The sequence below is a fragment of the Streptomyces sp. NPDC023541 genome (assembly GCF_055559995.1).
The window spans coordinates 97,419-110,568 of record NZ_JBVHJO010000017.1; the positions used below are offsets into that span (position 1 = coordinate 97,419).

Here is a 13,150-nt window from a genome sequence, read left to right on the forward strand (position 1 = left end):
CCGTACGGGTGTTGACCGTCCGTGACGGGCGTCAGTCCTCGACGCTCTCTCGTTCCAGTGGGTGGTGCGCCCGCACCAACGCGACAGCAGCACCGGGTCGTGGCCCACCGCGAGGAGTCCGGCGTCCGTCTCGGCACGGCGGTCCTCCACCACCGCGACCGGGGCCGCCGTGGTGGAGGCGTCCGGCATCGCCGTCGTCTCGTCGCGGACCGGCCGGCGCGGCCGCAGCGCCAAGGCCCCCGTCGGGCAGGTACGTTGCAGCCGGCCGTCGCCGACCTCGCGGGGGCGGCCGGGGAGCAGGTCCGCGCCCGAGGCCCACCCGTTTCCGCCAACTCGGCGAGCCGCGCGGCCGCTTCCGTACGCCGGCCGGTCGCCCGGAGGGGCTCCGCGAGGAGGTCGCGCAGCCGCAGGCGGGGGTCGGCGGCGAGCCGCGGCTGCTGGAAGACGGCGCCGACGGCGGTGCGCGCCAGCTGGACATGATCAGAAGTCGACGAATCGGGTCGTGTAGCCGGTCCTCGGCGCACAGGTCTTGTCGCCCTCCCGCCTTCCGTGCCATATATGTCTAGACCTTTACGGAAGCCGAGGAAGGCACCCCGTGCGACGCAGCGCCCCCACGCTCGCCCTCTTCCTGGCCCTCACCGGCCCCGCCGGCCTCTCGGGCCTCACCGCGTGCACCGCGCCCGACACCGTGCCGCCGCCCGCCCCCACCGGGCTCACCGCCCAGGCCGGCAGCGCCACCTCCGTCCACGTCATGTGGGACGCCGCGGCGGACCGGGCAGGGGTGACGCGCTACCAGGTCTTCGAGGGCGGAAGGCCGGTACGGGAACTCCCGGCCGAGAAGACCATGGTGGACATCACCGGCCTCGCCCCCCAGACCGGCTACTCCTTCACGGTGCGGGCCGAGGACGCGGCCGGGAACCTCTCCGCAGCCGGCCCCGCGGCGCTCGTGACCACCCCGGCGGCCAAGGCCGAGGACCGCCTGGCCCCCACCGCCCCCGCCGCCACCACCGGTGGCGCGACCGGCCCCCGGTCCGCCCGGCTGTCGTGGGCTCCCTCGACGGACGACACCGGCGTCACGGCGTACGACGTCTATCAGGGCGGCGTGCGCATCCACACGGCCGGCCCCGGCGACGAGGAGACCACGCTGACCGGCCTCCAGCCGGACACCGTCTACACCTTCACGGTCCGGGCCCGCGACGGCGCGGACAACTCCTCCCCCGACGGCCCGGCCGTGGACGTGAGCACACCGCCCGCCTCCGGCGACGGGCCGCCCACCGCCCCCGCCGATCTCACCGCGACCGCCTCACCGGGCGCCGTCACCCTCACCTGGACCGCCCCGGACACCGGCCGCGCGACCACCGAGTACGAGCTGTACGTCAACGGACGGCCCACCACCGTCATCCAGTTCGGCGCCGGCGCCCTCCCCGCCGGGCGAGTGGAACACCGCCTCACCGTGGCCGAACCGACCGGCACCGAATGGGCCGTGAAACTGCGGGCCAGACTCCCCGACGGCAACTGGGGGGCCTTCTCCGCGGAACGGCGGATCACCCTCGTCGCGTGAACCGGGCGGCACGGATCCCGCCCCAACGGCACGGTGGGATAAGAAGATCACGCACAATACTCCCGTGTTCGGTGAGTACTCGGTCAATGACAATCAGCCAGATTCCACGGACGGCGTGCCCCAGCCGGGCGCCGGGACACCACCGGGAAACCTGCCGCCGGAACCGGCGAGCTTCATCGGCAGGGAGTCCGAACTGCGCCTGCTCGAAAGGCTGTTACGTGAGCGGCGACTGATCACCCTGACCGGGGTGGGCGGCGTCGGCAAGTCCCGGCTCGCCCTTCGCGCCGTCGCCGCCGCCCACCAGGCCCGGGCCGACGGCGTCTGGTGGGTCGAGCTGTCGCCGCTGCGCGACCCCGCCCTGCTGACCGCGACCGTCGCGCACGCCGTCGGCCTCGCCGACCACTCCCCGCGCCCGCTCGACGAGGAACTGTGCGCGTGGATGGCCGACAGGGAACTCCTGCTCGTCCTGGACACCTGCGAGCACCTCGTCTCCGAATGCCGCCACTTGGCGGGCGAACTCCTTCAGTCCGCGCCCGGGTTGACCATTCTGATCACCTCGCGGGAGCCGCTGCGCTGCGCCATCGAGGAAGTCGTCGAGGTCCGGCCGCTGCCCTGCGAAGGACCCGACAGCGACGCCCTGGCCCTCTTCCGCGCCCGCGCCCTCACCGCGGCCCCCCGCGCCGCCGCCGTCTTCGCCGACCCGGAGCGGACCGCGGTCGCCGCCGAGGTGTGCAGGCGCCTGGACGGCATCCCCCTCGCCCTGGAACTCGCCGGAGCCCGGCTGCGGTTGTGGACGGTCGAGCAGATGGCCGAGCGGATCGGCGAGCGTTTCGAGATGCTGTCGGACGTCCGCGTGCCACGGCCGGCCCGGCACCAGACGATGCGGACCACGATCGGCTGGAGCCACGAGCTGTGCGAGCCGCTGGAACGGCTGCTGTGGGCCCGGCTCTCGGTGTTCACCGGCGACTTCGACATCGCCGCGGCGCGCGCCGTGTGCGCGGGCGGCCCCCTGCCCGCCGCCCGGGTGGAACGCGTACTGGCCGGCCTTGCCGCCAAGTCCGTGGTCCTGCGCTCCCAGGAACGGGGCGCCGGCGCCCGCTACCGGCTGCTGGACACGATCCGCGAGTACGGGCACGACTGGCTGTGCGAACTCGGCGAGACCCAACTGGTCACCGACCGGCACGCACACTGGTACGCGGCGCTCGCACAGGCCGCCGACCGGGGCTGGATGGGCCCGGGACAGGTCGACTGGTACCGCAGGATCACCGCCGAGCACGCCCAACTGCGCACGGCCCTGGAGCACCTGCTCGCCGCCGACCCGACGGCGGCGCTGGAGATGGCCGGAAACCTGTGGTTCTACTGGTTCGCGTGCGGGCACGTGCACGAGGGCCGGGCCTTCCTGGAACGGGCCCTGAGACTCGCTCCGCGCACGGAGGCCGCGTACAACCAGGCCCTGTGGTCCCTCGGGCTCACGATGGTGCTCCAGGGCGACATGGAGCAGGCGCGGCGCCTCGGCGAGGAGTGCGCGCGGGACGCCGCCCGCCTGGCCGACCCCGAACGGGAACTGCGCGCCGCCTACCTGTACGCGGCCTCGGTCCTCATGCCGGGCGACCCGGTACGGGCCCTGGAGCTGTCCGGCCCGCGGGCGCGGGCCGCCCACGGCGGGCGGCCCACCGGGCCGGGGTGGCTCCTGTGCAAGCTTTCCACCAGCTACTCCCTGTGCGCCCTGGGGCGCTTCGAGGAGGCGACCGAGGAGGCGCGCTCGCTGCGGGAGGCCTGTGCGGAGCTGGGCGAGCGGTGGATGCGGGCCTACGCGGACTACATTCTGGCGGTGGCTGCGCTGGGTCTGGGCGACCACGGGGAGGCGGCGCGCCACGTACGGGCCATGCTGTCCGGCAAGCGGCTCCTCGGCGACCGCCTGGGCATCGCCCTGGGCCTGGACCTGCTGGCCACGGCGGTGGCGGGGCTGGGCGACGGCGAGCTGGCGGCCCGCCTCCTGGGTACCGGGCACGCGTGGTGGCGGACCGTGGGCCGGCCGCAGATGGGCTCGCCCTCCCTGACGGCCATGCGGGACCAGGGCGAGCGGCAGGCGCGGGCGGCGATCGGTGACGCGGCCTTCGAGGCGGCGTTCCGGGGCGGGGCGGCGGCGTCCACGGGCTGAGGGCGTCAGCCCGTGAACGGCGCGGTGTGCAACTTCGTCGGGGCTCCCGTCAGTACGGGAGGGGTCTGCCCGACGGTGTGCGCAGGTCCAGGTCTCGGGGGGCGGGCTTGGGGACGGGCTTGCGGATCAGCTGCTGGCGCATGCTGCCTCCTCGCTCAGACCAGGGCCGGGCGGCGGGGTTCCACCGCGCGGCTGTCGGGGAGCAGTTCACCGGTGTCGTCGAAGATCACGACTCCGTTGCAGAGCAGGCTCCAGCCCTGTTCGGGGCGGGAGACCACAATGCGGGCGGCGTCGTGGTCGGCGCTTTCGGCGGCTGGGCAGGGGGGCTGGTGGGAGCACATGGCGCACCTCCTCGCGATGTGGGGCGGGAGGGCCGGTGGTCACCCGGTCGAACCGCGATCCACGGTGGCGGCGAGTATTACTGATCGCCACCCCCGGACGGAACCCATATTCGCCGTCCAGTTCACGGTGTGTATGCCCGATTACCATGCGCTCATGCCCGTTATCCGGATCGTTCACCGTACGTCCACACCGGCCGCCGAGGCCTGGTCGAGGCTCACTGACTGGGAGCGCCACGGCGCGCAGGCCCCCCTCACGCGGACGATCATCGAGACGGCTCCGCCCACGCACGCGGGAACGATCTTCACGGCCCGCACGGGTGTGGGCAGGATCACATTCGACGACCGCATGGAAGTGGTGGCCTGGCGCCCACCCGCCGAAGGCGCGCCGGGATTCGTCCGGCTGGAGAAGCGCGGCCGGACGGTGACGGGCTGGGCGGAGATCGAGATCCGCCCCCTTCCCACGGGCGGCTCGGAGGTCCACTGGCGCGAGGAACTGCGCCTGCGCGGCCTCCCCCGCGCCCTGGACCCCGCGGTCACGGCGGCGGGCCGCCTCCTGTTCACCCGCGCCATCGCCCGCCTGCTGGCCCGCTGAGGGCGCGGGCAGGACGCTCCTCTATGGTTCCTTGATCACCGCGCCGGTGATCACGAAAGCGAACGAGGAGAGATCCGTGGCCACTCCGCCACCGCCGCAGCAGGCTCCCGGTCCGTACGGCCCGGCCGGGGGGCCCGTGTTCACGGGGCCACAGCAGCCGTACGGCGCGTACGGCGCCCACCCGCAGCCGGGCCGGTACGGGTGCAGCCTGTGCGGGTCCTGGCCGGCCGCGCCCGCCACCGTACGGGGCCACCAGGGCATGGTCGTGCTGGCGCGGTTCCTGAGCCGCCGCGGCCCGTTCTGCCGGGACTGCGGCCTCGCCACCTACCGCGGCATGTCGTCGGACACCCTGTGGCAGGGCTGGTGGAGCCCGGTGTCCCTCTTCGTCACGCCCGTGACCCTGCTCATGAACCTCGGCCCGCGCGCGGCCTTCCGCAGGCTCGCTCCCCCGGCCGGCGGCTTCCGCCCGCCCCTCGACCCGGGCAGGCCCCTGTGGCGGCGCGCACCGGCCCTGCTCTTCCTCATGCCGGTGCTGCTCCTCGTGCTGGCCGTCCAGACGCTCCTCGTGCTCGGCCTGCTGGTCGACGGCCCGCCGCAGCTGTCCGTGGGGCAGTGCGTACGCAACGAGGGCACTTGGGTCGAGCAGGACCTCCAAGTCGTCTCCTGCGACTCGTCCCGCGCCGCGTACAAGGTCACGGGGCTGCTGGACACCCCCGGAGCGCACTGCGCCGCGCTGGACCACATCGCCGACCCGAAGTACGGCCCGGACGAGTTCACCAGCGCCTGCCTGACACCACTGCGCTGAGGCACGCGGCGGTCACGGTACCCCCGGGCGAGGGCCAGGGCTCGGACCCGCCCGGGTCCCACCGAGGCCCCGCTCCGAGCGGACGGGCATGCCCGTCCGCTCGCGCCGGGGCGCGGGGCCACACCCCGCACCCCCACCGCAGAGGCCCGCGCTAGCGGATCGGCATGCCGGAGATCGTGCGTGCGATCACCAGCCGCTGGATCTCGCTGGTGCCCTCGAAAATGGTGTAGATCGCGCTGTCCCGGTGCATCCGCTCGACCGGGTACTCGCGGGTGAAGCCGTTGCCGCCGAGGATCTGGACGGCCTGGGCGGTGACCTTCTTGGCCATCTCGCTCGCGAAGAGCTTGGACATCGAGCCCTCGGCCGATTCGAACGGCCGGCCCGCGACCGCCATCCACGACGCCCGCCACACCAGCAGCCGGGCCGCGTCGATCTGCGTGCGCATGTCGGCGAGCTGGAAGGCCACGCCCTGGTTGTCGATGATCGGGCGGCCGAACTGCGTACGGGTCTTCGCGTAGTCGAGCGCGACCTCGTACGCGGCGCGCGCGGTGCCCACGGCCATCGCGCCGACGGCCGGCCGGGAGGCCTCGAAGGTGGCCATGGCCGCGTTCTTGACCCGCTCGCCCCCGCCGCTGCGGGCGCGCTCGCGGGACCGGGCGAGGCGCTCGTCCAGCTTCTCCTTGCCGCCGAGCAGGCAGTTGCCGGGGATCCGCACGTCCTCCAGGACCACCTCGGCGGTGTGCGAGGCGCGGATGCCGTGCTTCTTGAACTTCTGTCCCTGCGACAGCCCGGGGGTGCCCGGCGGCACGATGAACGAGGCGTGGCCCTTGGTGCCGAGCGCCGGGTCCACGACGGCCACGACGATGTGGACGTTGGCGATGCCGCCGTTGGTGGCCCAGGTCTTGGTGCCGTTGAGGACCCACTCGTCCTTGGCCTGGTCGTAGACCGCCCGGGTGCGCATGGAGCCGACGTCCGAGCCGGCGTCCGGCTCGGAGGAGCAGAAGGCGGCGACCTTCACGTCGTCGGGGGTGCCGTACATCTGCGGGATCCAGGTGCCGATCTGCTCCTCGGTGCCGTTGGCGACGACGCCGATCGCCGCGAGCCCGGTCCCGACGATGGACAGCGCGATGCCCGCGTCGCCCCAGAAGAGCTCCTCCATCGCCATCGGGATGCCGAGTCCGGTCGGGTCGAAGAACTGCTGGGCGTAGAAGTCCAGCGAGTAGATGCCGACCTTGGCGGCTTCCTGGATGACGGGCCACGGAGTCTCTTCGCGCTCGTCCCATTCCGCGGCGGCGGGGCGCATCACATCGGCCGCGAAGCCGTGGATCCAGTCCCGCACCTGCTTCTGGTCCTCGTTCAGCTCCATGGTGAACTCCGCCATGTCCCCTCCACCTGTCGTACTCGTCGCTCCGGAGGTTACTAGCGGTAACCTACGTGGGGGCCACAGTCTGTTACCGGCGAGTAAGTACTGTCAAGCACGGGCGATGCCGTCGCCGGCCCTCAGGTCGCGTCCACCGATTCGATCGCCGGGGTGCCATGGGTGTTACGTTGCGTGGGCGTCACGCACATCGCAAGGGCGGGGAGAGAACACGTCATGGAGACCACGCAGCAGACCGGCGAACCGGGAGCGGCCGAACGCCGCCGGCGGGAGCTGCTCGAAGCCGCCGACCGGGTCGTGCTCAGGGACGGCCCCAAAGCCTCCATGAACGCCATCGCGGCCGAGGCCGGCATCACCAAACCCATCCTCTACCGGCACTTCGGGGACAAGGCGGGCCTCTACCAGGCGCTCGCCGTCCGGCACACCGACGCCCTGCTCGGCTCGCTGCGGGCCGCGCTCGACGCCCCCGCCGAACGCCGCCGGCGGGTGGAGGCGACCCTCGACACCTACCTGGCCGCCATCGAGGCCCGACCGCAGGTCTACCGCTTCCTGATGCACCCGGCCGAGGACTCCCACACGGCCGAGCGCGGCTTCGACGTCGGCCTGCACTCGGCGCCGCTGCTGCGCAGGCTCGGCGAGGAGCTGGCCCAGGTGATCAGCGAGCGCGTCGACCTCGGCCCCGGCGGAGAACAGCTGGCCCGGGTCTGGGGCCACGGCATCGTCGGCATGATGCACGCGGCCGGCGACTGGTGGCTGGGCGAACGCCCCTGCGCACGCGCGGACCTGGTCGCGGGCCTCACCGACCTCCTCTGGGGCCGCCTCGCCACCGCCGGCAACCGCGAAAACGGCCCCGGCTTCTGACCCTTCGGGCTGCGCCACCCTTCAGCCCGCAAAAGAGGCGGGCGCGGCCCGGTGGCGGGAGGGCTCCGCTAAGGGCTGTCCCGTGATCCCCGGCGGGCGCACGACGACAGCCACGGCACCTCGCCGCGTTGTCGGAACGCCCGGATACGCCCAGTACCAGCACGCTCCTCCGCCTTGCGATGCACCGCGTCTGACGCCGCGCGCTGATCCACCGGGGATTACGGGACAGCCCTCAGCCGCGCGACGCGCCGGGGCCCCACGGGGCCTTGCGGATCGCCCGCCGAAGGCGCCGGGCCCTCACCCCCGTCACGCGGTCCGCGTACACCGTCCCGTCGAGGTGGTCGCACTCGTGCTGGAGGCAGCGCGCGAAGAAGCCCGTACCGGCGATCCGCACGGGGGCGCCGTCCGACGTGACCCCCTCCACGACCGCGTGGTCGAAGCGGACCGTGCCCGCCTCCAGCCCCGGCAGGGACAGGCAGCCCTCGGGCCCGAGGAACTCGTCCCCGTCGGCCGTCACCAGACGGGGGTTGACGACGTGCCCGACGTGTCGTACGTCTTCGTCATCGGGGCAGTCGTAGACGAACACCCGCTGGGCGACGCCGATCTGGTTCGCGGCCAGGCCGACGCCCTCGGCGGCGTACATCGTCGCGAACATGTCCTCGATGAGCCGGTCGAGGTCCGGCCCGAATTCGGTGACCTCCGGGCAGGGCGAGTGGAGCACCGGATCACCCAGCAGGCTCATGGTGCGGACGAGGCCGGTGGTACCGGGGATGAGGCGCTGTCGCATGGCCGCAAGCCTACGACGGGCGACTGTATGAGGAGATCCGCGGCGGGGCGGGGGCGCCGCGGTCAAGGCTCCGGCCGGTACTGGATAGGCTGGGGCCGACCGACGCTAGGAGGACAAGGGACGATGGCAGGCAACACGGAGCCGCTTTCGCCGCGGGCCAAGCTGGCCGTGACGGCGGGCAAGGCCGCGGCGGCGGTGTCGCGGGCCGCGGGACGCGGAAGCGGATCGGTGATCGGCGGCAAGGTCGCACTCAGGCTCGACCCCGATCTTCTCGGCGCGCTGGCGCAACATCTCGACGTCGTCCTCGTCTCCGCGACGAACGGCAAGACCACGACGACCCGGCTGATCGCCGAGGCCCTGCGGGCCAGCGGACCGGTCGTCTCCAACGCCCTCGGCGCCAACATGCCGGCGGGCATCACCTCGGCCCTCGCGGGCGGCTCCGACGCCAAGTACGGCGTCATCGAGGTCGACGAGAAGTACCTCGCCGGAGTGGCCCGGGACGTCACCCCCAAGGTGATCGCCCTGCTCAACCTCTCCCGGGACCAGCTGGACCGCGCTGCCGAGACCCGCATGCTCGCGGAGAAGTGGCGTGAGGGCCTCCAGGGCTCCAAGGCGGTCATCGTCGCGAACTGCGACGACCCGCTGATCGTCTGGTCCGCCTCCTCCTCCCAGAACGTGGTGTGGGTCGCGGCCGGCCAGGAATGGAAGGACGACGCCTGGTCGTGCCCCTCCTGCGGCGGTGTCATGCAGCGCCCGGGCGACGACTGGTTCTGCGGCGAGTGCGGCTTCCGGCGCCCGACCCCGACCTGGGTGCTCTCCGGGGACCACGTGCTGGACCCGCACGGCTCGGCCTGGCCGATCCACCTCCAGCTGCCGGGCCGCGCCAACAAGGCCAACGCCGCCACCTCGGCCGCCGTGGCCGCCGTCTTCGGCGTCCCGCCGCAGGTCGCGCTGGAGCGGATGTACCAGGTGCAGGCCGTCGCCGGCCGCTACGACGTGGTCAACTTCCAGGGCCGTGAGCTGCGGCTCCTGCTCGCGAAGAACCCGGCGGGCTGGCTCGAAACGTTTTCGCTGATCGACCCGCCGCCGACCCCGGTGATCCTCTCCGTGAACGCGCGCGGCGCCGACGGAACCGACACCTCCTGGCTCTGGGACGTCGACTACCCGCGCCTGGCCGGCCACCCGATCTTCGTGATCGGCGACCGCAAGCTGGACCTGGCGGTCCGCCTGGAGGTCGCGGGCCTGGACTTCCGGGTGTGCGAGACCCTCGACGAGGCCGTGCAGCTCGCGCCGCCCGGACAGATCGAGCTGATCGCCAACTACACCGCCTTCCAGGACGTGCGCCGCCGCGTCGGCAACTAGTACTCGTACCCCCAGAGGACACAAGAGCATGAGCGACAACAGCCTGCGTCTGGTGTGGGTCTACCCCGACCTGCTCAGCACGTACGGAGACCAGGGCAACGCCCTCGTCGTGGAGCGCCGGGCCCGTCAGCGCGGCCTGGACGTGCAGCGCGTGGACGTGCGCAGCGACCAGCCCATCCCCACCTCGGGCGACATCTACCTGATCGGCGGCGGTGAGGACCGTCCGCAGCGCCTGGCCGCGGAGCGGCTGCTGCGCGACGGCGGTCTGGAGCGGGCCGTCTCGAACGGGGCGATCGTCTTCTCCGTCTGCGCCGGCTACCAGATCCTCGGCAAGGAGTTCGTCAACGACCAGGGGCAGCGCCAGGAGGGCCTCGGCCTGCTGGACGTCGTCACCGTGCGCGGCGAGGGCGAGCGGTGCGTCGGCGACGTCCTCGGCGACATCGACCCGCGCCTGGGCCTGCCGCAGCTGACGGGCTTCGAGAACCACCAGGGCATCACGCACCTCGGCCCGACGGCGAAGCCGTTCGCCCGGGTGACCATGGGCCGCGGCAACGGCACCGGCGACGGCACCGAAGGCGCGTACAACGACACGGTGTTCGGCACCTACATGCACGGTCCCGTGATGGCCCGCAACCCGCAGATCGCGGACCTGCTGCTGAAGCTGGCCCTCGACGTGAACGCGCTCCCGGCCATAGACGACCGGTGGTACGAGGCGCTGCGCGCGGAGCGCATCGCGGCGGCGACGCAGCCCGCCTAGCACCCTCGCGGACCGCTCATCGGGGCGGCCCCCGCATCATGTGTTCGGCCCGGTTTTCCCTAGGGAGAACCGGGCCGATGTCGGTTTGTACGACGATCACGACCAGCATGTGGAGGATGGTTCAGCGCACCTCCAAACCGCTTGTAGGGTGGCCGTAGTTCCAACCGGACGACGTGGTCCGGTCGTCGGCCCACGTTGCAAAGGTCTCTTCTGCCATGCGCATAGGTGTGCTCACTTCCGGTGGCGACTGCCCCGGCCTCAACGCCGTCATCCGCTCCGTCGTGCACCGCGCCGTCGTCGACCACGGTGACGAGGTGATCGGCTTCCACGACGGCTGGAAGGGCCTGCTGGAGGCGGACTACCGCAAGCTGGACCTCGATGCCGTCGCCGGCATCCTCGCCCGCGGCGGCACCATCCTCGGTTCCTCCCGGGTCCAGCCCGCGCACCTGCGCGACGGTGTCGAGCGTGCCCGCGGGCACGTGGCGGACCTCGGCCTCGACGCGATCATCCCGATCGGCGGCGAGGGCACCCTGAAGGCCGCGAACCTGCTCTCCCAGGCCGGCCTGCCGATCGTCGGCGTCCCGAAGACCATCGACAACGACATCTCCTCCACCGACGTCACCTTCGGCTTCGACACCGCCGTGGGGGTCGCCACGGAGGCGCTCGACCGGCTGAAGACCACCGCCGAGTCCCACCAGCGCGTGATGGTCGTCGAGGTCATGGGCCGCCACACCGGGTGGATCGCCCTGCACTCCGGCATGGCGGCCGGCGCGCACGCGATCGTCGTTCCGGAGCGCCCCTTCGACATCGACGAGCTGACGGCGATCGTCGGCGAGCGGTTCTCGGCGGGCAAGCGGTTCGCGATCGTCGTGGTCGCCGAGGGCGCCAAGCCGAAGCCCGGCTCGATGGCCTTCGAGGAGCGCGGCAAGGACATATACGGCCACGAGCGGTTCGCCGGCATCGGCAACCTGCTGGCCGTCGAGCTGGAGAACCGCCTGGGCAAGGAGGCCCGGCCGGTGATCCTGGGCCACGTGCAGCGCGGCGGCACGCCCACGGCGTACGACCGGGTCCTCGCCACCCGTTTCGGCTGGCACGCGGTGGAGGCGGCGCACCGGGGCCAGTTCGGCATGCTGACCGCGCTGCGCGGCACGGACATCGTGATGGTGCCGCTCGCCGAGGCGACCTCGACCCTGAAGACGGTCCCCGCCGAGCGCTACGACGAGGCCCAGACGGTCCTCTGACGCTTCGCCGACACCCCTTTCGACGCCCCTTTTGTCCTGGGCCGCCCCCGCGCGCACGAGCGTACGGGGGCGGCACTACTGTGGTGGGGCAGCACAGTCAAGGGAGTGGACAAGATGGATCACAGCGGGCACGGCATGGACATGAACATGGACTTGCCGCCGTTCACTCTCGCGCGCGGGCTGGAGTTCTCCTTCGACGCCTTCTTCCTGTTCGGCTCGCTGTTGGGGCTCGCCCTGTACGGGTGGGGCGTGCTGCGGCTGCGCCGGCGCGGGGACTCCTGGCCGCTGGGCCGGACCATCGCCTTCACCGCGGGCGTGCTGACCGTGATCCTGGTGATGTGCACCCAGCTGAACGACTACGGCATGGTCATGTTCAGCGTGCACATGGTCCAGCACATGGTGATCAGCATGATCACCCCGATCCTGGTGCTGCTGGGCGCCCCGGTGACGCTGGCGCTGCGCGCGCTGCCGCCCGCCGGCCGCGGCCGCAAGGGCCCGCGCGAGCTCCTGCTGGCGCTGCTGCACAGCCGGTACATGAGGGTGATCACCCATCCGGCGTTCACGATCCCGATGTTCATCGCGAGCCTCTACGCGCTGTACTTCACCCCGCTCTTCGACTTTCTGATGGAGAGCCGCACCGGGCACATCGCGATGATGGTCCACTTCTTCGCGGTCGGCCTGATCTTCTTCTGGCCGATCATGGGCATCGACCCCGGTCCGCACCGTCCGGGCTACGTCATGCGGATGCTGGAGCTCTTCGCGGGCATGCCCTTCCACGCGTTCTTCGGCATCGCCCTGATGATGGCGAGCCAGCCGATGATCAAGACGTACGCGAACCCGCCGGCTTCCCTCGGCATCGATCCGCTGCTCGACCAGCAGTGGGGCGGCGGCATCGCCTGGGCGTTCAGCGAGATCCCCTCGGTGCTGGTCCTGATCGCCCTGATCTACCAGTGGTACCGCTCCGAACAGCGGGCCGCGAAGCGCTCCGACCGGGCCGCCGACCGCGACGGAGACCAGGAGCTGGAGGCGTACAACGCGTATCTCGCCTCGCTCCAAGCGCGTGGCCAGTAGCGGAACCCGGCCTCCGCGCGCCACCATGGGGCATGACCGGATCCGTTAAGGCGATGGCAGTCATGACCTTCGCCGCACTGGTGGCCGTCGCCACGTACTCCGTGGTCCTCGGCAGCAACGGCTGGCTGTGGTTCGGCTGGGTGGTCCTGGGGCTGCTGACGGCGGGGATGGCCGCCTCGCGCAGTACCTGAGGAAGGTCACCACCGCCCCCTCCATCCCGCGACTCACCGTCC

The 13,150-nt window shown here is 72.2% G+C and carries 13 protein-coding genes and 1 pseudogene; 10 read left to right on the top strand and 4 right to left on the bottom strand.

Features of this window, described 5'->3' with window-relative positions:
- Window positions 1-39: 39 nt before the first annotated feature.
- Window positions 40-464, bottom strand: a pseudogene (locus ACZ3X1_RS30790) (ATP-binding cassette domain-containing protein); the annotation flags it as partial.
- Window positions 465-595: 131 nt separating this feature from the next.
- On the opposite strand from ACZ3X1_RS30790, the gene ACZ3X1_RS30795 reads away from it, so the two are divergent.
- Together ACZ3X1_RS30795 and ACZ3X1_RS30800 are read left to right on the top strand one after the other, a co-directional pair.
- Window positions 596-1,561 carry a fibronectin type III domain-containing protein gene (locus tag ACZ3X1_RS30795; RefSeq protein ID WP_467281932.1) on the top strand — a complete coding sequence of 322 codons (966 nt, stop codon included), beginning with the start codon at window positions 596-598 and terminating at the stop codon, window positions 1,559-1,561.
- Between the two features lie 64 nt (window positions 1,562-1,625).
- The gene (locus tag ACZ3X1_RS30800; protein ID WP_467281936.1) at window positions 1,626-3,722 is read left to right on the top strand and encodes an ATP-binding protein; all 2,097 of its coding nucleotides are present in this window, start codon (window positions 1,626-1,628) and stop codon (window positions 3,720-3,722) included.
- Between the two features lie 155 nt (window positions 3,723-3,877).
- Here the strand turns inward: ACZ3X1_RS30800 and ACZ3X1_RS30805 are convergent, their stop codons facing one another.
- Window positions 3,878-4,063, bottom strand: a complete 186-nt coding sequence (locus ACZ3X1_RS30805) for a DUF5999 family protein (RefSeq protein ID WP_030820612.1) — start codon at window positions 4,061-4,063, stop codon at window positions 3,878-3,880.
- Window positions 4,064-4,217: 154 nt separating this feature from the next.
- On the opposite strand from ACZ3X1_RS30805, the gene ACZ3X1_RS30810 reads away from it, so the two are divergent.
- The gene (locus ACZ3X1_RS30810) at window positions 4,218-4,655 is read left to right on the top strand and encodes an SRPBCC family protein (protein ID WP_356812321.1); all 438 of its coding nucleotides are present in this window, start codon (window positions 4,218-4,220) and stop codon (window positions 4,653-4,655) included.
- A gap of 76 nt (window positions 4,656-4,731) precedes the next feature.
- On the top strand, window positions 4,732-5,460 hold the full coding sequence (locus ACZ3X1_RS30815) for an LppU/SCO3897 family protein (RefSeq protein ID WP_356812320.1): 729 nt from the start codon (window positions 4,732-4,734) through the stop codon (window positions 5,458-5,460).
- 151 nt (window positions 5,461-5,611) lie between these two features.
- Here the strand turns inward: ACZ3X1_RS30815 and ACZ3X1_RS30820 are convergent, their stop codons facing one another.
- Window positions 5,612-6,841: an acyl-CoA dehydrogenase family protein gene (locus tag ACZ3X1_RS30820; protein WP_356814010.1), complete on the bottom strand. Its 1,230-nt coding sequence runs from the start codon at window positions 6,839-6,841 to the stop codon at window positions 5,612-5,614.
- Window positions 6,842-7,054: 213 nt separating this feature from the next.
- Here ACZ3X1_RS30820 and ACZ3X1_RS30825 point away from each other — a divergent pair, with 213 nt between their 5' ends.
- Window positions 7,055-7,699, top strand: a complete 645-nt coding sequence (locus ACZ3X1_RS30825) for a TetR/AcrR family transcriptional regulator (protein WP_356814011.1) — start codon at window positions 7,055-7,057, stop codon at window positions 7,697-7,699.
- 232 nt (window positions 7,700-7,931) lie between these two features.
- Here the strand turns inward: ACZ3X1_RS30825 and def are convergent, their stop codons facing one another.
- Window positions 7,932-8,486 (bottom strand): peptide deformylase, encoded by a 555-nt coding sequence (def, locus tag ACZ3X1_RS30830; RefSeq protein WP_356814012.1) that lies wholly within the window; start codon window positions 8,484-8,486, stop codon window positions 7,932-7,934.
- 123 nt (window positions 8,487-8,609) lie between these two features.
- Between def and ACZ3X1_RS30835 the strand changes: the two genes are divergently transcribed.
- The 5 genes from ACZ3X1_RS30835 to ACZ3X1_RS30855 all read left to right on the top strand — a co-directional run bounded on the left by ACZ3X1_RS30835 (window position 8,610) and on the right by ACZ3X1_RS30855 (window position 13,108).
- Window positions 8,610-9,848: a MurT ligase domain-containing protein gene (locus tag ACZ3X1_RS30835; RefSeq protein WP_030029096.1), complete on the top strand. Its 1,239-nt coding sequence runs from the start codon at window positions 8,610-8,612 to the stop codon at window positions 9,846-9,848.
- Window positions 9,849-9,876: 28 nt separating this feature from the next.
- Entirely contained in the window at window positions 9,877-10,605 is a 729-nt protein-coding gene (locus ACZ3X1_RS30840; protein WP_356814013.1) for a type 1 glutamine amidotransferase, read from the top strand.
- A gap of 215 nt (window positions 10,606-10,820) precedes the next feature.
- Complete coding sequence (locus ACZ3X1_RS30845) at window positions 10,821-11,846, top strand: 6-phosphofructokinase (protein WP_356814014.1); 1,026 nt, start codon at window positions 10,821-10,823, stop codon at window positions 11,844-11,846.
- A 114-nt stretch (window positions 11,847-11,960) separates the two neighbouring features.
- Window positions 11,961-12,917 carry a cytochrome c oxidase assembly protein gene (locus ACZ3X1_RS30850; protein WP_356814015.1) on the top strand — a complete coding sequence of 319 codons (957 nt, stop codon included), beginning with the start codon at window positions 11,961-11,963 and terminating at the stop codon, window positions 12,915-12,917.
- Window positions 12,918-12,949: 32 nt separating this feature from the next.
- The gene (locus tag ACZ3X1_RS30855) at window positions 12,950-13,108 is read left to right on the top strand and encodes a hypothetical protein (RefSeq protein WP_037929045.1); all 159 of its coding nucleotides are present in this window, start codon (window positions 12,950-12,952) and stop codon (window positions 13,106-13,108) included.
- The last annotated feature ends 42 nt before the right edge of the window (window positions 13,109-13,150 follow it).

What these genes read in the sequence shown, in the direction of transcription:
- ACZ3X1_RS30805 (WP_030820612.1), bottom strand. Translation starts at nt 4,063, where the DNA reads ATGTGCTCCCACCAGCCCCCCTGCCCAGCCGCCGAAAGCGCCGACCAC.
- ACZ3X1_RS30810 (WP_356812321.1), top strand. Translation starts at nt 4,218, where the DNA reads ATGCCCGTTATCCGGATCGTTCACCGTACGTCCACACCGGCCGCCGAG.
- ACZ3X1_RS30820 (WP_356814010.1), bottom strand. Translation starts at nt 6,841, where the DNA reads ATGGCGGAGTTCACCATGGAGCTGAACGAGGACCAGAAGCAGGTGCGG.
- ACZ3X1_RS30825 (WP_356814011.1), top strand. Translation starts at nt 7,055, where the DNA reads ATGGAGACCACGCAGCAGACCGGCGAACCGGGAGCGGCCGAACGCCGC.
- def (WP_356814012.1), bottom strand. Translation starts at nt 8,486, where the DNA reads ATGCGACAGCGCCTCATCCCCGGTACCACCGGCCTCGTCCGCACCATG.
- ACZ3X1_RS30835 (WP_030029096.1), top strand. Translation starts at nt 8,610, where the DNA reads ATGGCAGGCAACACGGAGCCGCTTTCGCCGCGGGCCAAGCTGGCCGTG.
- ACZ3X1_RS30840 (WP_356814013.1), top strand. Translation starts at nt 9,877, where the DNA reads ATGAGCGACAACAGCCTGCGTCTGGTGTGGGTCTACCCCGACCTGCTC.
- ACZ3X1_RS30845 (WP_356814014.1), top strand. Translation starts at nt 10,821, where the DNA reads ATGCGCATAGGTGTGCTCACTTCCGGTGGCGACTGCCCCGGCCTCAAC.
- ACZ3X1_RS30850 (WP_356814015.1), top strand. Translation starts at nt 11,961, where the DNA reads ATGGATCACAGCGGGCACGGCATGGACATGAACATGGACTTGCCGCCG.
- ACZ3X1_RS30855 (WP_037929045.1), top strand. Translation starts at nt 12,950, where the DNA reads ATGACCGGATCCGTTAAGGCGATGGCAGTCATGACCTTCGCCGCACTG.